This window comes from Psychrobacter sp. ASPA161_6 (assembly GCF_051970285.1).
Lineage (GTDB): Bacteria > Pseudomonadota > Gammaproteobacteria > Pseudomonadales > Moraxellaceae > Psychrobacter > Psychrobacter glaciei.
In genome coordinates this window covers 121,404-144,981 of record NZ_JBEFNJ010000005.1, presented here as the reverse complement: position 1 = coordinate 144,981, position 23,578 = coordinate 121,404, and the positions used below count along the sequence as shown (strand labels likewise).

Here is a 23,578-nt window from a genome sequence, read left to right as displayed (position 1 = left end):
TATGAGGCTTATTATGAAAATATCTAAGAAAAATCTGCCATTCATTGGTTTGTCATCGCTAGTCTTGCTCACCTCATCGTTTGCAACGGCTGCTGATATGTCTGGCATGGACCACAGCGGTATGGATATGTCAGATATGGATCATAGCGGCATGGATATGTCAGATATGGATATGTCTGGTATGGATCACAGCGGCATGGATATGTCGGGCGATATGTCTGATATGGATCACAGCGGTATGGATATGTCAGGCGATATGTCTGATATGGATCACAGCGGCATGGATATGTCGGGCGATATGTCTGATATGGATCACAGCGGTATGGATATGTCAGGCGATATGTCTGATATGGATCACAGCGGCATGGATATGTCGGGCGATATGTCTGGTATGGATCATAGTGGCATGGATATGTCGGGCGATATGTCTGGCATGGATCATAGCGGCATGGATATGTCGGGCGATATGTCTGGTATGGATCACAGTGGCATGGACATGTCAGGTGATATGTCTGGTATGGATCACAGTGGCATGGATATGTCAGGCATGGACCATGGCAGTATGGACATGTCTGGTATGCAAGGTGGGCAGCCACCAGCCGATGCTCGCAGTCCAGACTATTCAAATGGGGTTCCCTACGGACAGTATGGTAAGCCAATGATGATGGGCAGCATGCCATTATGGGGAGTGTCAGTAGACGACTTGGGCTATCAGTTCGATGAAGACCAAATCAACTTCGAGGCGACGGGTTGGTATGGTACTGACAGTAATCGTATAAGACTACGTACCGAGGGTAGTGCTCAGACTAAAGATGATAAAGAAATAGATAGCTTAAGCTCGCTTGCTTATTGGAAACCACTGAGCATTTTCTGGAATGGGGAAGCTGGTGTCGCTTACGATACTGAAAATGATAACGCTGCCCTTATGGCAGGCATTGTCGGTACCGCACCGTATTTCATTGAAACAGATGCGAGAGCCTACTTATATACCGATGGTCAACTTCGCCTTGATTTAGGCGCAGAGTATGAATGGCGTTTAGATCAGCATTGGGTAGTCATACCAGAGGTGGGATTGACTGCCTTTAGTAAAGATGACCATGATAATGGCATTACCAAAGGCTTTAATGAGATGGAAGCTGAGGTTAGGCTGACTTACGAGACGTTCAGTCGCCAACTAGCCCCTTATGTGGGCGTGAGTTATGAGACAGCGCTTGGCAAGGCTCGTGGTCAACGACGTCAAGAAAATGAATCGGTTGATAGCAGTAGTTTGACTGCGGGGGTCAAATTCTGGTTCTAATTTTATTAAAATAATAGGGGATATACTATGAATACTTCAGATCAAAACAACATGGATCATCAACAGGCCATGAACCCTTACGTAAAGTTCACCCTGATGATTGTGACGTCTACGATTGTGATGTACATCATGATGTATTTCAATACTTATGAATGGGATCATATTTATTTTAGTGAAACCCGAGCTTATATGGCGCTCTACATGGGTGCCGGTATGGCAGTGGTCATGTTGGCATTTATGACCAATATGTATAAGAAGACCAAGGTCAATTTGATGATCTATGGCCTGAGTGTATTGATGTTTGCTGTCGGTATCTGGGGCGTCAGATCACAAGCAACGGTCGACCAAGTCGATTGGATGCAAGCGATGATACCGCATCACTCGATTGCCATTCTCACTAGTAGTCGCGCTGATATTGAAGATCCGCGTGTACAAAAGCTTGCTGACGATATTATAAAAGCGCAAAAGCGTGAGATCGCTGAGATGAAGCAATTGATTGATGAGCTTGAATAACGATCTATACTGATAGACCATTATTTTAAACAAATAAAATAATGGTCTATCAAATGATAGACGTAAGCATATAGGTCTTTTTATTCAAAGCTACTTTCACTGCAGAATCAAAACATTGCTCATGAAAAAGCAATAAAAGGCTGAGTATGCATGGTTCACTTTCCCCACTGGCCTTTTGGCTGCTGCAATTGTTGTCTCTTTTAGTGCTTACTCCTATATTAAAATCTCTAACGCTTACCCGTCAGCTGGCGGTGCTGCGACGTACTTGCATCAAGTATATAGAGACTGTTTGACGACCAGTTTTAATGCTCTGCTGATGTAATTTTATATAATTATTGCGCAGAGCTTTCTGGTTCGGATGTTCGGGTCATATACCATACCGTTGTTTGGTGGTGACGAAAGCGGTGTATAGCATCTACCAAGGAGAGTCAAGATGAACGAATTGAATTCAAAAGCGAATACTTTAAGAATTGGTCCTGTGGGCAACAGCGTTTCTCTGTTTCTGCTCATCAGCTATCTCTTGTGCATAGTCTTTGGCCTACTCGCACCTGAGCAGATAAGCATGCATGAGGCTTGGGCACCGCTGCTACCTGGTTTTGAATGGTTGACATGGTCAGGTTTCCTAATTGGATTTGTCGAATCCTATCTTTATGGTTGGTATTTTGCGATTGTGTTTGTACCGCTATATCGCTGGTTTGCTAAAGCAGGATGAGTCTAGCGTAGCCATTGAATCTTCGGCTCAGATAGGTCAACTATGCTGAGAACGACGGACAGTGCGCCAATCTTGGGTGGGATCAAAAGCTGGTGACTTAAACCTAAACTATCATTGCAATCAATAACTGGAACATAGTCATGAAACACGATACGACAAAAAATACTTCGGATAGCGAAGACCATGATTGCTGTGACGGTACAGCTAATACAGGCATAGAATCCAATAAAGATACCACTTACGATAAGGTACCAACTGGTTACAGTGGAACCATTTATACCTGTCCGATGCATCCAGAGGTGAGAGACGTTACAGATAGCGGCTGTCCCATATGCAAAATGTCTCTTAAACCTGACGACACTGTTGCCGAGATGGTAGCAATGAAAGATGACCATGCAAGCTGCCATAGTCCGTCGAATACCGATGCCCATCCTACTAAAGAGAGTAAATACGACAAAGTACCGGAAAATTATAGCGGTACCGTTTATACCTGCCCTATGCATCCCGAAGTGAGAGATGTGGAAAAAAGCGATTGCCCAATATGCGGTATGTTTCTCAAACCTGAGAACGAGGTTACTGATTCAAATGATAATGAAGACAGTCATGCACACCGTCATGGAAAGGATACTGACCGTACTAAGGTAAAATCTGTAAAAGGCGGCAAGTACGATAAGGTGCCAGCTGGCTACAGCGGAACCGTTTATACCTGTCCTATGCATCCCGAAGTCAGAGATATTGAGAATAGTGGTTGTCCCATATGTGGCATGGCACTTGAATCAGAGACTGTTACTATTGGTGACGAGGATACCTCAGAGCTCGATGACATGACTCGGCGTTTTTGGATTTGTACCGTGCTGACCGTTCCTTTATTTTTATACGCAATGAGCGATATGGTAGGTATAAATTTAGACAGCTTCATTCAAGGCGGTCAGGGCGATATCGCTGGGCAGATTGCTCAGTGGATACAGTTGGCGCTTGCGGTACCAGTGGTGCTATGGGGAGCAGCACCTTTCTTCGTGCGAGGTTGGCAATCCATAAAAAGTCGCAACCTAAATATGTTTACCCTAATTGCGATAGGTGTAGGTACAGCATTTGGTTTCAGTCTGATAGCAACCTTTATTCCGGGCATTTTCCCAGACAGTTTTAGGGATGCATCCGGTCGAGTCGGTGTTTATTATGAAGCAGCAGCGGTTATCACGACATTGGTACTACTAGGTCAGGTTCTAGAGCTTAAAGCCCGAAGCCAGACTTCTGGCGCAATTCGTGCTCTTCTTGAGTTGGCACCACCAAATGCAAGGCGGGTAGATGAGCAAGGCGTTGAAACAGAAGTCTCCCTTGACGAAGTTATCAGTGGCGACAAATTACGGGTTAAGCCAGGAGAGAAACTCCCTGTAGATGGTATTGTGCTTGAAGGCAGCAGCAGTATCGATGAGTCGATGGTAACGGGGGAACCTATTCCGGTTTCTAAAGCAAAAGGCGATACGGTTACTGGTGGCACAGTAAACGGCACGGGAACCCTACTGGTTGAAGCGGTTGACGTGGGTGATGACACGGTACTGTCCAAGATCGTCAAAATGGTTGCTGAAGCCCAGCGCAGTCGCGCACCAATACAGAAGCTGGTGGATAAGGTGGCTGGATGGTTTGTGCCAATTGTCCTTATCTGCTCTATCATAACTTTTATCGTCTGGGCTATTTTCGGACCTGCGCCTGCCATGGCCTTTGCACTGGTCAACGCTATTGCAGTGTTAATCATCGCTTGCCCTTGTGCTTTAGGACTCGCCACGCCTATGTCGATTATGGTCGGTACTGGCAAGGGTGCTCAGAATGGCGTGCTTATCAAAAACGCTGAAGCGTTAGAGAGCATGGAAAAAGTCGATACCATCGTTGTCGATAAAACGGGAACATTAACCGCAGGCAAACCAGAGCTCACTGCTATCGAAGCACTTGGTGGATTAGATGAAAATGAACTGCTTATACTTGTCGCTGCGGTAGAGACTGCCAGCGAGCATCCTTTGGCAGAAGCTATCGTTAAAGCTGCGCAGGAAAAATCTCTTGATATTGCTAAAGCCAGTGATTTCAGCTCAACCACTGGCGAAGGCGCGCAGGCACTGGTCAATGGCAAGCAAGTCGCTGTAGGCAACTCAAAATTTATGCAACGTCTTGATAGCTTTGACAGTGCGCTTTCAGAACGTGCTGATAAGCGCAGAAAAGACGGCGAAACGGTAATGTTTGTAGCAGTAAACGGCCAAGCTGCTGGTTTAATATCAGTCGCTGATCCGATCAAGCCGAGTACCAGCGAAGCGATATCTTTACTGCATCAGGCTGGACTAAAAGTGGTCATGCTAACAGGTGACAACGAAATAACCGCTAGGGCCGTTGCCAGTAAGTTAAATATTGATGAGGTACATGCTGACGTCTCTCCAGAAGACAAAAACCGTATTATCAAAGAGCTACAAAATAGCGGCAAGGTCGTGGCTATGGCGGGTGACGGTATTAACGATGCTCCCGCTCTTGCACAGGCTAACGTTGGCATTGCCATGGGCACAGGAACAGATGTGGCTATGGAAAGTGCTGGCATCACGCTAGTGAAGGGTGATCTGATGGGAATTGTCAGAGCCCATAAACTGAGTCATTCTACGATGCGAAATATCAGACAAAACCTGTTTTTTGCGTTTATCTACAATGCGCTTGGTATACCGCTTGCGGCAGGCGTTTTGTATCCATTCTTTGGGCTGTTGCTCAGTCCAATGATAGCGGCCGCTGCGATGAGTCTGTCTTCAGTATCTGTCATTGGCAATGCGCTGAGATTGCGTCGCTTGAAACTGTAATTTTGGTACGGTAGAGCAGTTTCTAAAGCACACATACTGGTCTTATCAAGACTTTAAAATATAAGGATCACGTTATGGGCAGTTTTTCTATTACACATTGGCTGATTTTATTGGTTGTGGTGGTGGTCGTATTTGGCACCGCTAAGCTTAAAAATGCGGGCAAAGATTTAGGCGGTGCAGTAAAAGGTTTTAAAGAAGCAGTCAAAGATGAAGAAACCTCACATGCTCGCAATAATCGTTCACTTGACCATGAAAGTAGTACGCCAGTTTCAAAAAATGGTTCAAATACGCAGGTAGGGGCTCAGGCTGATGATACAGAAATCAGTCCTGTCACCACTGATGATCAGCACAAAGCATGAAGCGCGCCGCTTATAAATAGCAGCACTAAATAGTCTTTTAATATATGTGACTGTTATGTTTGATATCGGGTTTTCCGAGTTACTCTTGTTTGGCATCATTGCTTTAATCGTATTGGGCCCAGAGAAACTGCCGCAGGCTGCGCGTACGGCTGGGCAATGGTATGCCAAACTGCGCCGTACAGTATCCACTCTACAGTCTGAAATAGAAGCTGAGCTAGATCTGGCTGAAACGCGCCAACAAATACAAAGTGAGCTTGTAAAAATCCGTCAGACTGAGTCAGATATGAAGCGTGAACTAGCAGAGATGCGCGGTAGTATGCAAAAGTTTGAAGACTCGCAGAATCAAAGCTTAGATACTTCATATCAGCCAATGTCTTCTCATCAGCAAGATCATCAGCCAAATACTTCCTCTTCTTCATCTATAGAGAAGGTGGATGAATGAGCTTATTTAAACGCCAAAAAAATCGACAAAAAAAGTTAGCGAATACAAATACTAAAGTTCCAGACACTGCCCATAGTGATGAGGCTGATAATGTGCTGAATGCGCTCAGTGATATGCCTATTACTGAACATTTGATTGAACTACGCAAGCATCTCATCAAAATATGCGTAGCCGTTTTGATTGTTTTCTTAGCATTGGTAGGATTTTCACGCGAGCTCTATAATCTTTTATCAGACCCATTGGTAGCGCAGTTGCCAGCTAATTCGACTATGATTGCCACCGACATCACGTCAAACTTTATGGCACCCATTCGCTTAACGATTTTTGTCGCCGCATTTTTAGCGATGCCTTATATTCTGTATCAAATTTGGTCGTTTGTCGCCGCTGGCTTATATAAGAAAGAGAAGAAAATTGCTATTCCTGTGCTGTTATCTTCGATATTTTTATTCTATACGGGTGTTGCTTTTGCCTACTTTGTCGTGCTCAAAGGTGTATTGAAATTTTTTATCCTATTCGCGCCGCAGAACGTTATACCGATGACCGATATTGACAGTTATCTGAGCTTTGCCCTCAAGTTGTTTATGGTGTTTGGACTGACTTTTGAAATTCCAGTGGTTACCTTACTACTGATAATGGTTGGAATCGTTTCTACTAAGAGTTTAGAAGACAAGCGCCGTTATATCATTGTCGGCTGCTTTGCGGTTTCAGCGGTAGTAACACCGCCTGATGGCATATCCATGCTCTTGCTAGCGATTCCTATGTGGCTATTGTTTGAGTTGGGTTTATTCTTAGCAAAAATGTTAATCAAAGAGGAATGAAGCACCGCTTTAGACTCAGGAAGTGAGACATTAAAAAGCAACTAGCATCATCGTAAAAACGCCAAATACCCCTTTTGTTTTTTGCTGTTTACTAGAGTATGTCAGCGTAAGCACTCTACTTAACGACGAGGTTTAAATGGAACACTTAACCAGCAACAACGAAGAAACTAATGACGGTCTTGCAAATCAACTGAATCAAGAGTGCTATTGCATTACCCTCGATCGTAAAGCGCTCAATACAAGCCTTCAAGATCAATTAATGGAAACTAAAAGCAATCCAATAGGAGCGAATGAGCTTAATAAACTTTTTTCAGCAACACCAGTGTTCGTCCCCAAAACAGAGATAGCGACGATGGAGCGGATCGTTGACGCTATCGAGTTGGCTGCCAAGCTGCCATCGTATCAAGCGCAAGCGATGTCGTGGGCACCCAAAATCGCTGCTTTTGACCCAGGTCCAATAGGGGCTCTGATGGGCTATGATTTTCACTTGGGTCGTGATAGCCCTCAGCTCATCGAAGTCAATACCAATGCTGGTGGCGCATTTCTGAATGTGTTGCTCGCTCGCGCACAAAAACGCTGTTGTAATGCCTCACAGCAAAGCGCTGCAACGACTCAAATGCTAGATACATTTGAGGAGTCAGTGTTTACTATGTTCAAACAGGAATGGCAACGACAGTCTGCTGTTGCTATGCCCAACCGAATAGCCATCGTGGATAATGATCCTAAGAGTCAGTTCATGTTTTTGGAGTTCCAGTTAGCACGTCAACTGCTCCAAGCTAGAGGCATTGACACTGTGATACTAGATCCCTCTGAACTCGACTATGTCGATGGCAAGCTGACAGCGCATGGTAAGCCCATTGATATGATCTATAATCGGTTGGTCGACTTCGCATTTGAGGAGCCTGACCATGCACTGCTTAAGCATGCGTATCTAGAAGGTGCTGTGGTAGTAACGCCTAATCCTCATGTCCATGCTATGTTGGCTAATAAGCACAATCTGACCTTGCTATCCGATCCGCAGACATTGCGCGCTTGGGGACTGAATGATGCAGCAGCAGAATGTCTCGAAAAGTCTGTGCCAAGGACTAAGCTCGTATCAAGAGACGAGGCAGCAGCGTTGTGGCGTACTCGGCGACAGCTGTTTTTTAAGCCAGTTGCTGGTCATGGAAGCAAAGGGGTCTATCGCGGTAGCAAGCTAACTCGACGCGTTTTTGAGAACATTCTTGATGAGGATTATATCGCACAGACCTTTGTTCCTGCAGGAGAGCGATCAATAAAAATTGATGACACTGTAACAACGAGAAAGGTGGATATACGTCTTTATACGTATGACGGACAACTGCTACTACCTGCGGCGCGTGTGTATCAAGGTCAGACAACTAATTTCCGTACACCAGGAGGTGGGTTTGCGCCCATCTTTCAGGTGTAATGAGCTAAATAGCACCAACTGCTCTTAATGCTAACCTCTATTAATTGGATATCTGCCAACCTAGGAACATCCACTTGACAGTATAGATTAACAGTATCGGAATGACCACCCACTGAACGAGCGGCAACGCACCTATGCTTAATAACGGAACATCAGGCATCAGCCCACTATAATTCCACCTTTGGCCAGCGCCAGTTGCCCAGTATTCAAAGAGTATTGTCATAGTTAGGCCAACGCCAAGGTATATCGATAAAGTCGACAGACGCCACGGCTTTGCAATCCAGAACCAGTCTTTTACAAACAATGCCGCAAGCACGTAAGCGCCAAAAGCAATATTGGCATCACCGACGGTCGCACGTGTACAAAGCCAGACTACGTCCCAGTGACTCGCTTCGGCCATGCCGGAGAAGAAAGGTACCTGTGCCATCTCCCAAAAAAAATGGAGAAAGAAACTTACGCTCCATACCATCAGGGCAAGCACTGCTGATGTCGCTGCTCGGCGGGATAGGCTTACAAGAGTCATCATTCCTCCAAAAATAGCCATAGCAATAAATACAATTTCATGTTTACTCGATCGTCGTTACCAGACCGAAACGCCGCTTACTGGCGTCTCTTAACGGCAGATTAGTATGTTGCCTGCTGCGCGTGTTTATCAAGGTCAGGTGACTAACTTCCATACGCCAGGTGGTGGATTCGTGCTTGTCTTTCAGGTGTGAAGGTATACCTCAGATCGTGTATGATACTCTTAGGACAATTTTTAAAACACCCTCTTAGTTCGGAAAAAGCGATGAGTCAAACCGTTATCCATTATTTTCTACATTTTGGCATGCCGTTGATTATCGCTTATATGTTTTTTCGTAGTGACTATAAGCGAGTTTATTTGATCCTAATAGCAACCATGCTAGTTGATTTAGATCATCTGCTAGCGACACCTATCTTTTCGCCCAATCGTTGTAGTATTAATTTCCATCCGCTACATACTTATTATGCGATGGCAGTATATGCGGGCATGTTGTTTTTACCAAAGCCCTATAAGATAATTGGTTTAGGGTTATTACTGCATATGTTGACTGATTTAAATGACTGTATAATGACCTATATTAATTGTCCACAGTGTTTGAGTCAGGCTCCTGCCCGTGAGTTGGTAGCGTGGTTAGGCAGAGCTATTAAGTTTTAATACGGTTGTGAATACATCCCTTTGTATCTCTCTCATAAATCATCTCTTTAATGACTCCTAGAAGTAGATATATCGCTATCCAATCCTGAATAAGTCCTCGCATTAGATCGCTTGTGTTCCAATTCGAGGATTAAGGTTGTCTAGCTTGTTACTCTAAGCTTAGTGAGATAGCTCTGTTTCTAATCAGGCATAGCGGAAAGAACTAACCGCTACTTCTTTAGTTTAGTATGACTATTCAATGTGCCACGTGTTGTATCAAGCAGATCGGCGACGTTATTTAATAAAATGTAATCTTTTGGGGTTTTTGATTCCCTATTGAATATTTCACTCCATATCTGACTTTTATACTCTTGCATTATTGTTTTAAGGCTTGGATACATAAGCCCAGGTTTAGCTAACGAGAGTATTGATATTGCTCGGATAAAGTCCATGTATATAAAGTCAATCACATCCTGATCAAATTCTTTCTTAACTTGTTTCTTATGCTCAGGCTTAGAGTCTTTTTTAGAGGTTTTATAACTTAAGAAAATAGTATTGTTGTTATTAATATCTTTGAGGTTAAATACAGGTGAAAAACAACCACCAATGAGTAAATACTCATTCACATCCTTATTTACTAACGATACATTATGAATAGGTAAACTGTTATAACAATCAAACTTAGTCTGCATAGATTTAATATAGGCTTCTTGACCACCACTTAAGTAGGCTTTCACTATTAGCTTAGTTAGTTGGCTAGCCAACGGATGAAGACTAATTTTAGTGCTACTATTAATGCTGATAGACTTTGCTGACAGATTCATGGCTTGTGATCTCCTAAATTAATTCTTTGCCCTATCATAATGAAAGCGTAATGACAGAAAATTTGTAAAGTTCTAACGGTCCATTGCTTGATTGGGAGATTTGATTTCTCTCTATTATTAAGCCTAGTCTGCTCAGTTTGGCTAGATAGTGATAATTCAGCACGGATCTGCTTTTTGTATATCTTGCCGTTTAATTTATCAGCTACATTGCACTTTTTTATTTGAGATGAGGCAAGTAATTTCATCACAGGCTTCCATTGCTCTTTATCATCATCGCTAGCTTGTGCATAATGGTATATTTTTAAATTAATATTTTTTTTAAAGACTAGTTGTCCTAATACTTGTATATAGCTATATAGATCTAATGCTTGATCAAAACTAATATGATTTTTATGGTATTGGGAGTTCATAAGCGTATGCGCTATAAACTGAAGCATAGATTCTCGTCTTTTTTCTATCTTATATAAGTCACGAAATTTATTGGTCATCTGCATGAGTATGTTGTTATCTTCGACATACCTGTCGAATACCGGTAATAAGCTCATATTATCATCAGGCGCGAATAATCTTGAATTACCATGTATGGTTTTAAAAGAAGGGTGATCTTGCAACTGCTGAGCGTTATTAAGCCATATTTCAAAAGTATTTTGATCAAGCTTATAAATATCCATTTTTTCCTTGAAATCTTCTTCCTTATCATGTACCTCAAGAGTCTGACGGACTTCATCGAATGAATATCTTTTTGGCTTTGTAGATGTTTTATCTTCTGTCTTTAGTAGTTCACTATGTTTTGGTTTAGGCAGTGGTTTAAGTTTGAGCTTGTTAAGCAAATAATAATTAATTGCAGTAGGTGTAGCACCTAACAGCTTTTCCCTACGTCTAGGAACGCTTAGTAATTTATAGTGTCTAGCCGTCAACTGGTAATCCATGTGCCAAAGTAGCAATCCAATCTGAATGTCAGTCAAATGCACATAAGAGTCAAAAGTAGTGCTAGGACTGGCATGTCCAGCTACTCCAGCTAAGGCATATATTTTTTTGTATTGTAGGGATGTCTCAATATAAGCCAATATTTTACAAGACTTGTCTTCGTCATAAGGTAATAAGTCTTTTAAAGTTTGAGAGCATTGATGCCCATTAAAAGCATTAGCTTTATCATACAAAAATGACATTAATTGAAAATTAGTTAAGAAGCTATGTCTTAAATGATGGGTCGTGAGATGAGAAAGTCCTGTTGTAGTTTTAATTAACTGAGATATGGTTTTTGACAAATCACTGGCACGATAAGCCATACCAGCTTGATTAGCGATTAAGGTATCCCCTTTACTTTTACCACGCCTAAGCTCGACTCTCTTGAAAAACGACATTTCTGAATTTGTTAAAAGTTGTTCTAACAATGTCCGTCTTAAGGCAGAACCCGTTTTATTATTACCATATTTATTATTACGCACTTCTAGATAAGCTGAAGTTATAGCCACATCTTTTAATCTAATCTTAACTATTTCACCTATCCTGAGTCCACAGCGCTGCCCTAAAATCAAAGCGAGCTTCACCGCTTCTATTTCATCCTTAGTCATTTCAAGATTGTCAGCATTATTAAGAATAGCCTGAAACATGGTTTCTGAAAGATAGCCTGTCCTATGATGCGCTCGCTTGGTAGATGAAAAAGGTGCAATAGGTTCAATGCCATGATGATTAACTAAATATGCATGTATCTCATCAATATTAGTGGCAATAGCATTTTGAGCGTCTTTAGACTTACCAAGTTCGATAAGTTCGCTATAAAGTTGAATATAATCCTCTTCAGTATGATCCTCAAATGCAACACCTTGAGTTAATGATAACCAGCGATTCGTAATACCACCGCTATGAGTCCGCATGCTGCTTACCTTTTTACTAGTCACTGTTTTCGTCAGTAACCAACCTACGATTGCAAGCTCACTCAAAGGAGCGTCGTTCGTTAATAAACGTTCATATAGCTGCTTGAGACCAATTGTGAATCTAGCCATTGAGGTTTTTTCATCTTTAGTCGTTTTCAATAGCTTTGCAATCTCAACGGTAATGGTAGGATTGCCTTTTTTAGGTTCCACTGCGACATCTTTGTGACACTCAATGTTAATAGCTATCTTAGTAGTGGGCTTATGAGATATGCTAAAGATTAAAGACTGCCAGTTAGCTATTGACAGGCCATATGTCGTCTCCAAACCAAGTAGTAGATACCAAGTATGTTCTGGCAGATCTAAAAATAGATAATCTTCTAAAACATAGACCGCACCTATCAAAAACTCTTCTAAAGTCATAGATAGGTGATTTTGGCTAAGAGATTTTGTCATCTTTAACATTTGATAAAGATTTTGAACATCAGTACTAGACTTTAATTTTCTAGTTTCATTCCCTTTGACATAGAGCTTGATCAAATAGCTCGTTAATGGCGATAAAAAGACTTTTACCTCATGCACCGCTTTTGAATTGCTATAAGTATTAGTATGATAGCTATCGTCGTCAATAATGAGAGTTACTACAGGCAGTTCAAATATGCTTTCTATAGTTAATGATTTGTCACTGATGCGAGATATAATCGTTTGCAATACTGGCTTTCTCAATATAGCACTGTGGAAAATCAGTGATAGCATCAAATCTGTGATAGTAATCTCGTAAGCTTTGCTAGCTATACTATCCATCCAATATAAATAAAAATCTAATATTTGCTTTTTTTCAGAAAAGGTCACTTTATTTCTAAAGGACTTTGGACGGTATGAGGTAACGATAAGCTTTGGAAAGCCAATAGCAATGTCCTTATCTTCAATATAGTTTTGACAGCAGTTTACTGCTTCGTTATATCCTTCTACATAACTAAGATAGCCCTGAAAGTGTTTGTTTTCTGATAATCTCTTATCAAGCTGCTCCCACATAGCATTAAATATTGTTTGAGGATCACTTGAGGCAATAATTTGGTCAAAATCTATAGACTCTTTGACCAGTCGTTTGGATAAGTTTTTACGCTTCGAGGTTTCCTTATGTCTATTTTCTGAACGCTGGTCAATAGCTGATTTACGCTGAGCCATTATCTAGTCTCCAAACTTATGACTTTAAAGCCGTTATATTTAATTATTCCATTAAGCTCATCAGAGAATCGGCGCAACTCGCTCCTTCTAAGTCCACTGTGCTTATCGTAGTAGTCAAAACCAAGCTCATCAGCGTGACCCATCCAAGCGCCAATTACATCGTGACCGAAGCTATTAGATAATGATGAGTTAGGCTTAGCAGAAAAGATTCCAACTTCTAGGCTTTTATAAGATCGTATAAAGTGACGATGCCAGTTTGATGGGAGATCTAAAATTTTAGACAGTCTTCCGTGAATAAATGTTTTGGTAAGACTAACTTCAGTAATAGTGTTAGTTTTTTCATCCAGCTTTAGATAAGTAATAAGGCCAATATTACTGTCAAGAATATCTGAGTAAATATCACCTAGACTATTACCCAGACTATTTAAAATAAAGGCATTACTCTTTAAATACTTGATGTACTGCTCAATCTGTTGATTTGCTATATCAGGTAGATAAATATATCTGCCTCGAGTATGTTGACGGTTTTCCTTGTCGCTAATAAAATATTTTTTAGTTCTAACATCTATATCTACAAGCCTACCAAAAGGTTCACGTACGGGACGATAACCGCTTGAGACCGAGAGCAGAACATATAAATAATCAGTAAAAATATTATGTAGGTCAACTATAGATCTAGGATTGAGAGTTTTTTTATCCCAAAGGGCAGAATTGATCTGAGTGATTAAATCGCTAACTATAGATGTTAAGCGGCTTTCTCTTATGGCTAAAACACTACCTATTTGTTTATCCCAATATCCTGTAACTCTTTCGTCAGGTAATTCAAAAAATTGATATTCTTCATTACATTTGGATTCATCGCTGACTGTATTAAATGCTATATCATACAAATGCTCATTAAAATCATATTGGCATAAGAATAAATCTAGCTGGCTAACATTAAAGTAAGGAAGTGCTGAAGAATGGTGTATTGGTTTGCTAATTAGAACATTAACTAAAGCTTGATCTCGACCACTCTGTATGAGGTAGTGTTCTAAATAGTTCTTAACTTTATTAAAAGTTAATCTAGTTTTGCTCTTCTTATTTATAGCCTTTAGAGCCTCACTGGCCTTTTGTTTGACCTCCTCCAAAACCTTTGTGCTTATGTTACGTAAAAGATGAGAATATATATTGCCAACTGCAATAGGGTAGAAAAGATTGAGAGTAGATGTATTATCTGCGCATAGTTTAGAATCCCAGTTTTCTTGAACTTTACTACGAGTAGGTGCAAACTCTAGTGGATACCGATAGCATAAATAACTCTCCCTAAAATCTTCTGAGATAAGTAGTTCAGATCTACCTGTCAATAAAATTATTAGTAGATATAAAGAAGTTTGATGGTCTAGATCATATTCAATGTTTAAAGTACCTTGTTCATCATTGTTGTCAGCATTTATACTTCTGATATCTAAACTCATCAGACTATTGAGTAAATATGTGACTAAAATCTGTACTTCATCAGCATGTGCAACATTTACATCAGTTACCTGACTTAAAGTCCGTTGATGTCTACAGTTAACTTGTTGTTCAGCTCTGATTTTATCTAGATAGTAGTTTGTAGGTTGCTCGAAATTAACCTGCTCAAACGATTGCTCTTCATCGTCTTGGCGTTCTTGGTCTTCAAATCCATTTGCTTCGCTAGCATTTTCTGATATGTAGGTGAGATCGCTAACAGTATTGCCAGTGATATCATCTTTATCCTGTAAGATACTTATAATCTTATGAGTCTCAGTCGTCACGCGAGTAATGCCGGAGTCATTTTTGAAATAGTTTTCGATTGGTAAGATATATTCGTAAAGGTATTTAGCTATACGTTCATTGATTTCAAATTGAGCTTCAACAGATGATAGAGATGTCTCTTTACTTAATAATCTATTCTTGTACTTCTGTATTTCAAAATCAAAAGTTAGGGGCCGCTTATCAAGCCATCTAGTGTAGCTATCGTTTTGTTGAGCATTAATAAGAAACTCCTCAATATCCTTTAGGCTTTTCAATTCTGTTACATCAGGTAAAAACGGAACTAAAAATTCACGAGTTTTGTTCGTTAAAAATCTGCATTCATCGAGCGTAGTTTCAATTCGACTATCATAGTCAGTTAACTCAACCATCCTTAAACATAGAAAAAAGTAGACAGCACGGATAGTATTTATTTTAGACGAGTCTGCTCGATGGATTAAAAAGGTAATTAGATAGAGATCTTTTAAATGCAGATGAGGCTTTCTAATATTTTCTAAAAATACTTTATGAGCAATTCCATTTTCGTATATCTGTAATTCATGCGTCTTCGTCAAATTACTATTCACATCTAATGTTTTTATCCATTCAGACAATGTTCGATACTCATCTTTCAATTCTGATCTAAATTGCTCAGGTAAGGTATCTTTTAAAAATTTTAGCTCGATAAGTAATATTTCAAGATCATTGCCATTAGCGAAATCAAGGAGATTTAGCTTCAACCAATCCTTAATATTTGTAGAGTTACTATCTTTATTAGCCATTATGCTGCTACCGTTACAAGTCATTCAAATAACTGTAGCTTCATTAATGTAAAGCATCCAGCATTAAAATCGAAAAAAGACATCTATTTGGATGTCTTTTTGTTAAACATAGGTATTTTCATGGATTTTGTATTATACCTCGCTCTATCAGTAGCTTATCTAAAGCACTCCCATCCTGACGAGTTAGATTGGGCACATAACGTGAATACACTGTGAATAACATTGTAGTGCTGCTATGACCCATTTGCGCAGCAATCCATTCAGGAGACTCGCCTGCAGCAAGCCAAAGAGTGGCAGCCGTATGTCTACTTTGATAGGGATTACGTATATCAAGCTCCAGATATCGCAATAACGGATACCAAACTCTCTTTGTCACATTGCGATGACTCAAAGGAGTACCTGCTTTTGTACTAAACACAAACTCACTTCGATGTTTAGTGAAGCTCTGCTGCTCAATCAATGCATCGTAAACCAGTTGATTCATGTGGATAATACGATTAGAGCCGGAAGTTTTAGTGTCACCTATAACACCTCCAACAATTGCTTGATCAATAACGATTTGTCTACGTTCAAAGTCAATATTTTTCCACGGTAAACCGTCAATTTCACCTGTACGCATGCCTGTAAAAAACCGTACTGTGAAATATGGCTTATAGTCTACTCTGACGTTGTCAATGATGAGCATGACTTCCTCTAAGGTAAAAGGACTAACATTACTTTTAGGTACACTTAGTGGCTTTATATTCTTCCAAGGGTTCTCAAAATCAAAACGCTCAGATGCTTCGGTAATCACCATACGTAATGGGGTCATAATGTGATTGATTCGAGATGCTGATAAAAGCCGTCCATTATTTCCCTCCTTGACTAGATTACCCCGAAAAGCCATTATTTTAGCTTTGTTGATGGTATTTAGTGGCACATTGCCAAAATGGGGAAGTAGATAAATCTTAAGTATGTTTTCTACATTAGTTATCTGAGAGCACCGCCATTCCGGTTTTTTTTCCTCTAACCAAACTCTGCTAAAGCAATCAAAGTCTGAGCTTGAGTCCTTATGGCTATTCGTTGATCTCATGAGCTCTAAGCTTTGAAACTGCTCAAGCTTTTTACTCTGCGGAAAATAGTTTTCATATCGAAAACTACCTAATTGAATCTCTGCTTGCATTTTACTAACGAAATTTTCTAGACGCTTTCGATTAGACTTAGTGTCTGCTAGCAAGGTTTGCTCTCTACAACGTTGGCCTATGTATCGAAAATCTAAATATAGGTTGCCATTACGGCTATTGATACTTGCCATGATTACGCTCCCGCTGCAAACGGGATGGTATCGTCGTAGCCTGTCAGCATTAACTCTTCGATCTTTTGCCATATGAAAAGGATTTTTCTACCTCCAAATGGTTTGATGTAATGAACGCCCTCAATGAATACCGCATCCTTAAGTTGATTGCGTATGGTCTTGCTGTCATATTTAATACGTTGTGACAGCTCTTCGGTTGTTAAATAGGTATAACTCATAGTAAAATCCTTACTAAAGATTAAAGTGTTATTATCTAATAGCTTTATGACCTGCTATAGAACATAATTTACACTAAAAATCATCTTTTGCAAGACATTTTTATCTACAGTAGGTTATTTTATTATGGAGGAGGTTATGGTGAAATGTAATTTATCTAGAATTATGGGCGAAAAAAGACTTAAGATTGCCGATGTGTCTAGAGATACAGATGTCAACAGAGGCACAATCACACGTATGTATAACGAAGAAGCGACCAGAGTGGATCTAGAGGTAGTAGAAAAGCTATGCTTATATTTGGATATTGAAGTGGGCGACCTTTATGAGCTAGTTAAGGAAGAAGAATAAACTTTCCTCCTTTTAAAATTCAAGATAGTGCTGCGCTTATCAGTTATTACACCAAATAATACGCAGCAATATAGTTTCTCAAATGAGTTAAATGTTCTATTAAGTAATAAAAAGCTCTATAGAAGGTTATTTTGAGTTGCATCAGCTAAAAATGTATGTATAATTCAATCTGTAGGAAGTCATTACGACTAACAGAAAGAAATATTAATCTACAGGAGGTTATACATGAACACATTTATTAAATCGCCGCATGCTTCAATCTGGTTAAGTGCCGAAGCGATATCGCTATCTACCAAGCTTATGGTAAACCTGCAAATACAACAGGGCTCGCAGTTAGCAAGAATGCTAGGCGTTAACCCCCTTTTCTACAATGATGAAGCGGTTAGGATATGGGTTCAACGTGAGCTCAATGAGGGGTTAGCGCTAAATCATTATGCATTAACGAATCTTGAGACCAAATTTTTGGACATTATGAATCACTACGATATTCCTTATTCGTTGTGATCAACGTTAACTATTTGGTTTGGAGATAACCATGAGCTTAAAACTTATTTTTAGCGCCAATGCAGATCAGTCCGACATACAACTATGTGAAGACTATTGGGCATACGGGCATAATGGACGGTATGTAGAGCATATAGAAACGCTCTGTAGACAGTATAGTGTTGATTATCATATTTTGTTTGGTGTATTAGCGGAGTGCCAAGCTTACTTAGATGATGTGCACTGTGAGTACTGTGGACGGCCTTATCAACTTGATGTACCAGCGGATATACCTTATATCAGAAAACAATCATCTTGGTTCTGCGAATCATGTATTAGTTTTTCTGGCGGGCAGCTTACAGTTGGTAGGTAACAATTTGAAATGTACTTGATAACCAGATTGCTAATGCTCTCTGGTTTTTTTGCAAATGTGATTTATTTATAGATGTATCGAAACGAGGGGGAAAAGTTGAGGCTTGCTCTGATTAATGATTAAGCTTTACTAGATGTTTTAGATTCATTTCTAACTGTTCATGAACTAAGGCAACAGGTATGTGCCACAATTCAGATAACTGCTTAGTAGCAATATCACTATCCCATGGCATTAGAGACTTTCTATTGAACTTTGCAAACGGGCCATCCGTTTCAGTAAGAATCCGATCTTTTGGCATCATTGATACCAAAGCTTGCCCTTTTTTAGTATTAAGCATTGCAGGACCAACGGTGAACCAACAACCCATATTAATCGCTCTTTTAAGCTGTCCCTGAGTACCTGTAAACCAGTGAAGTAAAGGAATACCATCAATGCTTTCTAACTCATCTAGAACCTCAGAAGCACTCTTTATACTATGAATACTCATAATCCGACCACCAGAATTGTGCGAAGTCTTTAGGATATGGCGAAAAACTTTCAACTGTATGTCCCAATGATTTTTGAAGTTAGTTCCTCCATCAAGACCAATTTCACCGATATACTTCGCTTCAGGTAGTAGAGCATCGAACAGCTCAAGCTCGTGTGCTCGATGATGAGCAAGCTGGGGATGTAGCCCCAAGGCTGTTCTAATACGAGAACTGCCGTGTGCTAATAATTTGGTTCCTTCCCATGCTTTGGGAGTCGTAGTTACTGATAATAAATATATGCCTCTATCGTCACATTTTTTAGCTACTTCAAATGGGTTTTGATATAGATCCAAATGACAATGCATATCTATTTTCATAACACACCTTTTGATTCGAAATATAGCTTAACTTCATCAAGACCTTGAGTAAACACAGTCTTATAATCTGCTAGCTCGTTTTCAGGTAAAGGCCCACTATTTAGAACCCAAGTGCTAATATTCTTATGCTCTTTTTGTGCTATAGCAATTAGCATCGCCATAACATCATCCCGATGGTCAGGATCAGATAATACATCAGTAAGTGTTTTAAAATAAGTTATATTTTCTTGAATACCTCCTGTGTGCAGAGATGCTTTACGAATAATACAAGGTACACAAGTTCCACACTGTTGATTCTTACGTTTCCAATGGCTACAAGAGACTGTTTTATTTACTAAGTTTGCAAGTAGCGTTCTATCTTGACATTCCAAAACCATTTGACCCTTAGTTTTGAACTGATAGGGATTAATGATAGTACATTCAATACCAACTTGATCAAAAATACTCTGAATACTTTTAATAAAGTGAGGATGAGTTGTTCTTGTACTTAACGTACCAATACGTCTAGGTGTAAGAGGCGCATTTAGGGAAATAAATCCATTTTCAGGTACGTATAAATCGACATTCTGTAAACTGTTACTTTGCTGTATAGCGCTTGCCCCTACAACTGCAAAAGCTAGAAAATTGATACTGCGAGTACGCATCGTGATATCGGTGATACCCATTGCCTTATGAGGATCTGCGTTTACTTCGAAACGAGAATATTCACCTGATAAAACTTGATCGATTTCTTTTTGAAAAGCACTATCACCCTTGTATGCATGACTAATCAATAGAGGTTTATACCCATTATCTAATAAATCTATGGCACCTATTGTTGAGTCTAGTCCTCCTGAAAACAGGCTCACACAATTAAGATTATCAAGTTGGGTGAGTTTAAATCTTTTATCTTGGGGGATAAGGGGAGGCGCAAAACCTCCTTCTGTGAATTCTAAATTCCACATGTCGCCGCTTAAAAAGTGTAAAGCTTTCTCTAGTTGTGATTGCAAAGCAATCCAACAATCTGGTTCACACAATGGGATTTTTAGTGAAAGCTGTCGTGTCCAGCCATCTGGGCTTTCTGAACGCAATACAAAAGTATCAGCTGCCGTAACCGCTAAAGCGATAGATAAGAAATCGATTGCTTTAGAATTGACTTCAACGCCTAAACGCTGAATTTTCTCTGTTATTGGATTACCTATAACACTTATATCACCCCGAGACTTTCCATCTATGCCATATAATTGAACAGGAATTAAGGACTCATTTGCTTGGGGGAGTTGTTGACAATCATGATGAAATACCAATTCAGTCATGCGTAATTCTCCCATTCTATCCATACATCAATAATTGTTTGTCTTTGAATTTCTTTAACTTGAACTTGTGTTAATGTACTAATATTATTAGAAAGCCTTTCTGCCATGTGCTCATTTACTATTACATCAATTAATGAATATAAAGAGTTTTCTATGTGAATTGCTTGTTTAGGCGTTTCAGCTTTGTCAAATGCACCCCCAGAATCCATCATTAATTGTACAAAAATAACTCTACATAGGTAATTTATCATTGTATTGGTAATAATCTCAGCTGTGACGTTTTGAGAATCGAATATTTCTATGCCTTCTAACGCTTCGGCTAAGGATAGATTCATAGCAGCTCTTATTTTTTCTGAATCACCATCTTCAGTTGCAAGAGACTGCGTTATCCTAGATATTGCAATGTCAACAGGTAGACCGTTCAGACTATCTAAATTGATAGCTGAAGTACCGGTACCACTACCACTAGTTAGCAAACCAAATAGTTGTGAACCTACACTGGTCGCACTACCCATGCGTCTTACTGCTGCTGCACTTCCTCCACTGGAAATTTTTGCATAATGCCCAACAGCTTTTCTTAAATCGGAACTACTACCGTTTGATACTGCTCTACCTAAAGACTCTCTGAAAGAAGCATAGCGACGATTTCCTGAATTTGGTAAAGCTTGCTCAGGTGTGTCATCAGCCCAAGGTGGTATTAAAGGAGACTTTCCTCCTGGTCCTGGGCTAGATTGCGAAGTTCCCATTACTGCTCCTTAGACCACGATGATTGATTTAAAACGCGCTTCAACCATACAGGCTGTTCATTGAGGCTACCTAAGTACCTGACTAATATATTTGCTGAAGCTTCAGAGTGTTCTGCAAGAATATAAGCACCAGCAAAACCTATTGGCTTATTTGCCCAATCTGATACTGTCCTAAGATGACTAATGAGACCTTCCATAATAGGGACTTCTTCTTCTAGCACTATTGTTTGCATAAGTCTTTTTGCTGTCTGTGATGCCTCATTTTGCGTAACTATAAGCGCATCTAAAATATCTCTACCTGCTGGAGATATACCTGTGATGTATGTACCTATAGGTATAGTTTCTCTAGATAAATATATTGCAGGTCTTAAATCAGTGTTAGATAGTTTAGGTTCAAGCTGTGCCCAGTCTTTTATAAAAGCTGTTGTTGTTGGATTATCAGTCCATGATTTAGGGAGATCAGCATCTTTACCGGACTCCAAACTTGAAATGAAACTAGGTTTTCCCCGTTCTTTATCAATACAGTTATAAAAGTCTTTTGTAGCTTGTGCTCCAGCGCATCGTTCAAATACTACTAGTTTAGTTATAAGTGCTTCATCTATTGGCATATTGCGACGCGCAGCGGTCTTAGAACGCATTTTTATTACGTTTAAAAGTCTTTTCACGGTTCTAGGGTTTCCATGAATAATTGGTGAATTAGCTAATATTGGAGCGATACGGTCTGCTCGTTCAAATGATTTTGCTAATTCGTTATCCTCAGTAAATCCGAGCAGAGCTAACGCATCATTTCTAGTGATAGGGTCATCTTTCCAAGACTGTTGTAGAGCAGCTTCTAATCCCTGTCTAAGGTTATTTAGTTTAGTAGAGTCAATTCCAGCTTCAATTGCATATAGCATAAATAAGTAGGAACGAATTTCTCTCACACCAGCTTTGGGTACGCGGATAGGCACTTGAATGAGTTTGTCGATGTAATCAAGCTGGTGTCTATCTGTGCTACCTTTAAAATGCTCAGCAACTGAAGATTTAATCATTTCTTCATCAGCAGCAATTATAAAAGCTGTGTTTTTAAGAAATAAAAATAATCGAATCGCTTCAAGTGTATGAATAGCATTAACAGGTAGACAGCGATCTAAATTATCAATAATAATTACGACTGGCTTATCTAGCTCTTCTAGTATTTCTTCATACTCTGTTCTAAAAGCGTGAATTTGCTCAGGAGGGGTTTCGGACTCTTTGGGTTTTATCGTTTTATCAAACTCATTCTTCACATCTCCTACTAAAGCACGACCTGCTACATACTCACTTTCACTTTGAACCCCGTTAGTTGCTTCACCAATAGTACTAACACTTCGGGCAATAAGTCCTCCAGTTGGAACACCGAAAGCTAGTGCGGCTCCTTCAGCAAGCAAACCCAAAGTTCGGAAACCATTAACTCTGTTCAATAACCCTTTACTTTTTTTAAATAAAGTTTCATCTTCTTTAGATGCTTTCAATAGTTCAGTTGCTATCACTTCTAAAAGAGAGGCTCTTGCATCATCAAAACCTTGATAAAGCCATGCATCAAAATTTATTACGATATAGTCCTGCTCGTCGTCTTCTAGTTTAGTTTCAATAAGCTTGAGAAGCGAAGACTTGCCTGCTCCCCAGTTACCAAAAATTCCAATTGAAATAGGTAGCATATTTTTAGCAGATAAAATATCGACCGCAAGATCCGATACTTCACCAAAATTAAGATAATCTTCACTTGATTCAACGTCAGACCACATAATTTCATCTCATTTATATAATTTCATAAACAATAATTATAAACTATTGTGCATATATAAACTTGAATGGATATGGTAGTTTTTGAGTATTGTTAGATGTTTTTTAGTTTTGATTTAGCTAGATGCGACAGTACTTGATGTATGAGATTGCTTGTACCTATCAATTTTTGTGGAGTGTTGGTATATTTGAATTCAAATAGTAATTTGCAAGTCATGAAATATTTCCTAGCTTTTTT

21 protein-coding genes are annotated in these 23,578 nt (G+C 39.7%); 11 read left to right on the top strand and 10 right to left on the bottom strand.

What is annotated here, in order from left to right; translation table 11 throughout:
• The first annotated feature begins 13 nt into the window (after nucleotides 1–13).
• The 8 genes from ACTQ9T_RS13435 (at nucleotide 14) to ACTQ9T_RS13400 (ending at nucleotide 8,398) form a co-directional block, all read left to right on the top strand.
• A complete protein-coding gene (locus ACTQ9T_RS13435; protein ID WP_440465374.1) occupies nucleotides 14–1,297 on the top strand; it encodes a copper resistance protein B in 1,284 nt (427 codons plus the stop codon).
• Between the two features lie 27 nt (nucleotides 1,298–1,324).
• Nucleotides 1,325–1,810: a DUF305 domain-containing protein gene (locus tag ACTQ9T_RS13430; protein ID WP_420230159.1), complete on the top strand. Its 486-nt coding sequence runs from the start codon at nucleotides 1,325–1,327 to the stop codon at nucleotides 1,808–1,810.
• Nucleotides 1,811–2,243: 433 nt separating this feature from the next.
• Nucleotides 2,244–2,522: a DUF5676 family membrane protein gene (locus ACTQ9T_RS13425; RefSeq protein WP_201589850.1), complete on the top strand. Its 279-nt coding sequence runs from the start codon at nucleotides 2,244–2,246 to the stop codon at nucleotides 2,520–2,522.
• A 140-nt stretch (nucleotides 2,523–2,662) separates the two neighbouring features.
• Complete coding sequence (locus tag ACTQ9T_RS13420) at nucleotides 2,663–5,350, top strand: copper-transporting P-type ATPase (RefSeq protein ID WP_420230160.1); 2,688 nt, start codon at nucleotides 2,663–2,665, stop codon at nucleotides 5,348–5,350.
• Nucleotides 5,351–5,424: 74 nt separating this feature from the next.
• On the top strand, nucleotides 5,425–5,709 hold the full coding sequence (tatA, locus tag ACTQ9T_RS13415; protein WP_420230161.1) for a Sec-independent protein translocase subunit TatA: 285 nt from the start codon (nucleotides 5,425–5,427) through the stop codon (nucleotides 5,707–5,709).
• Nucleotides 5,710–5,764: 55 nt separating this feature from the next.
• The gene (gene tatB, locus ACTQ9T_RS13410) at nucleotides 5,765–6,151 is read left to right on the top strand and encodes a Sec-independent protein translocase protein TatB (protein ID WP_201569659.1); all 387 of its coding nucleotides are present in this window, start codon (nucleotides 5,765–5,767) and stop codon (nucleotides 6,149–6,151) included.
• On the top strand, nucleotides 6,148–6,969 hold the full coding sequence (gene tatC / locus ACTQ9T_RS13405; protein ID WP_439267060.1) for a twin-arginine translocase subunit TatC: 822 nt from the start codon (nucleotides 6,148–6,150) through the stop codon (nucleotides 6,967–6,969). Before tatB ends, tatC begins: the two co-directional genes overlap by 4 nt.
• Nucleotides 6,970–7,105: 136 nt before the next feature.
• Complete coding sequence (locus ACTQ9T_RS13400; RefSeq protein ID WP_439267061.1) at nucleotides 7,106–8,398, top strand: hypothetical protein; 1,293 nt, start codon at nucleotides 7,106–7,108, stop codon at nucleotides 8,396–8,398.
• 40 nt (nucleotides 8,399–8,438) lie between these two features.
• Here the strand turns inward: ACTQ9T_RS13400 and ACTQ9T_RS13395 are convergent, their stop codons facing one another.
• Nucleotides 8,439–8,825 (bottom strand): hypothetical protein, encoded by a 387-nt coding sequence (locus ACTQ9T_RS13395; RefSeq protein WP_420230164.1) that lies wholly within the window; start codon nucleotides 8,823–8,825, stop codon nucleotides 8,439–8,441.
• Between the two features lie 360 nt (nucleotides 8,826–9,185).
• Between ACTQ9T_RS13395 and ACTQ9T_RS13390 the strand changes: the two genes are divergently transcribed.
• The gene (locus ACTQ9T_RS13390) at nucleotides 9,186–9,575 is read left to right on the top strand and encodes a DUF6122 family protein (protein WP_025652669.1); all 390 of its coding nucleotides are present in this window, start codon (nucleotides 9,186–9,188) and stop codon (nucleotides 9,573–9,575) included.
• Nucleotides 9,576–9,784: 209 nt separating this feature from the next.
• On the opposite strand, the gene ACTQ9T_RS13385 is transcribed toward ACTQ9T_RS13390, so the two are convergent.
• From ACTQ9T_RS13385 to ACTQ9T_RS13365, 5 genes are all read right to left on the bottom strand, one after another.
• The gene (locus ACTQ9T_RS13385; RefSeq protein WP_057758583.1) at nucleotides 9,785–10,378 is read right to left on the bottom strand and encodes a hypothetical protein; all 594 of its coding nucleotides are present in this window, start codon (nucleotides 10,376–10,378) and stop codon (nucleotides 9,785–9,787) included.
• Nucleotides 10,375–13,440 (bottom strand): tyrosine-type recombinase/integrase, encoded by a 3,066-nt coding sequence (locus tag ACTQ9T_RS13380; protein ID WP_439267064.1) that lies wholly within the window; start codon nucleotides 13,438–13,440, stop codon nucleotides 10,375–10,377. Before ACTQ9T_RS13380 ends, ACTQ9T_RS13385 begins: the two co-directional genes overlap by 4 nt.
• Entirely contained in the window at nucleotides 13,440–15,977 is a 2,538-nt protein-coding gene (locus ACTQ9T_RS13375) for a hypothetical protein (protein ID WP_420230169.1), read from the bottom strand. Before ACTQ9T_RS13375 ends, ACTQ9T_RS13380 begins: the two co-directional genes overlap by 1 nt.
• Nucleotides 15,978–16,095: 118 nt before the next feature.
• A complete protein-coding gene (locus ACTQ9T_RS13370; protein ID WP_439267065.1) occupies nucleotides 16,096–17,271 on the bottom strand; it encodes an Arm DNA-binding domain-containing protein in 1,176 nt (391 codons plus the stop codon).
• 2 nt (nucleotides 17,272–17,273) lie between these two features.
• Complete coding sequence (locus tag ACTQ9T_RS13365; protein ID WP_020442991.1) at nucleotides 17,274–17,489, bottom strand: hypothetical protein; 216 nt, start codon at nucleotides 17,487–17,489, stop codon at nucleotides 17,274–17,276.
• A 124-nt stretch (nucleotides 17,490–17,613) separates the two neighbouring features.
• On the opposite strand from ACTQ9T_RS13365, the gene ACTQ9T_RS13360 reads away from it, so the two are divergent.
• Nucleotides 17,614–17,835 (top strand): helix-turn-helix domain-containing protein, encoded by a 222-nt coding sequence (locus tag ACTQ9T_RS13360; protein ID WP_225735171.1) that lies wholly within the window; start codon nucleotides 17,614–17,616, stop codon nucleotides 17,833–17,835.
• A gap of 225 nt (nucleotides 17,836–18,060) precedes the next feature.
• Nucleotides 18,061–18,339 (top strand): hypothetical protein, encoded by a 279-nt coding sequence (locus tag ACTQ9T_RS13355; protein WP_057758591.1) that lies wholly within the window; start codon nucleotides 18,061–18,063, stop codon nucleotides 18,337–18,339.
• Between the two features lie 464 nt (nucleotides 18,340–18,803).
• Here ACTQ9T_RS13355 and qatD read toward each other — a convergent pair whose 3' ends face one another.
• Genes qatD through ACTQ9T_RS13335 form a run of 4 tightly spaced genes read right to left on the bottom strand, consistent with a single transcriptional unit; the run spans nucleotide 18,804 to nucleotide 23,342 of the window.
• A complete protein-coding gene (gene qatD / locus ACTQ9T_RS13350) occupies nucleotides 18,804–19,535 on the bottom strand; it encodes a Qat anti-phage system TatD family nuclease QatD (RefSeq protein WP_439267068.1) in 732 nt (243 codons plus the stop codon).
• The gene (gene qatC / locus ACTQ9T_RS13345) at nucleotides 19,532–20,830 is read right to left on the bottom strand and encodes a Qat anti-phage system QueC-like protein QatC (RefSeq protein WP_439267070.1); all 1,299 of its coding nucleotides are present in this window, start codon (nucleotides 20,828–20,830) and stop codon (nucleotides 19,532–19,534) included. Before qatC ends, qatD begins: the two co-directional genes overlap by 4 nt.
• Nucleotides 20,827–21,576 carry a hypothetical protein gene (locus tag ACTQ9T_RS13340; protein ID WP_439267072.1) on the bottom strand — a complete coding sequence of 250 codons (750 nt, stop codon included), beginning with the start codon at nucleotides 21,574–21,576 and terminating at the stop codon, nucleotides 20,827–20,829. The genes qatC and ACTQ9T_RS13340 overlap by 4 nt, the downstream gene beginning before the upstream one ends.
• Entirely contained in the window at nucleotides 21,576–23,342 is a 1,767-nt protein-coding gene (locus ACTQ9T_RS13335) for a KAP family P-loop NTPase fold protein (RefSeq protein ID WP_439267074.1), read from the bottom strand. The genes ACTQ9T_RS13340 and ACTQ9T_RS13335 overlap by 1 nt, the downstream gene beginning before the upstream one ends.
• Nucleotides 23,343–23,578: the final 236 nt, after the last annotated feature.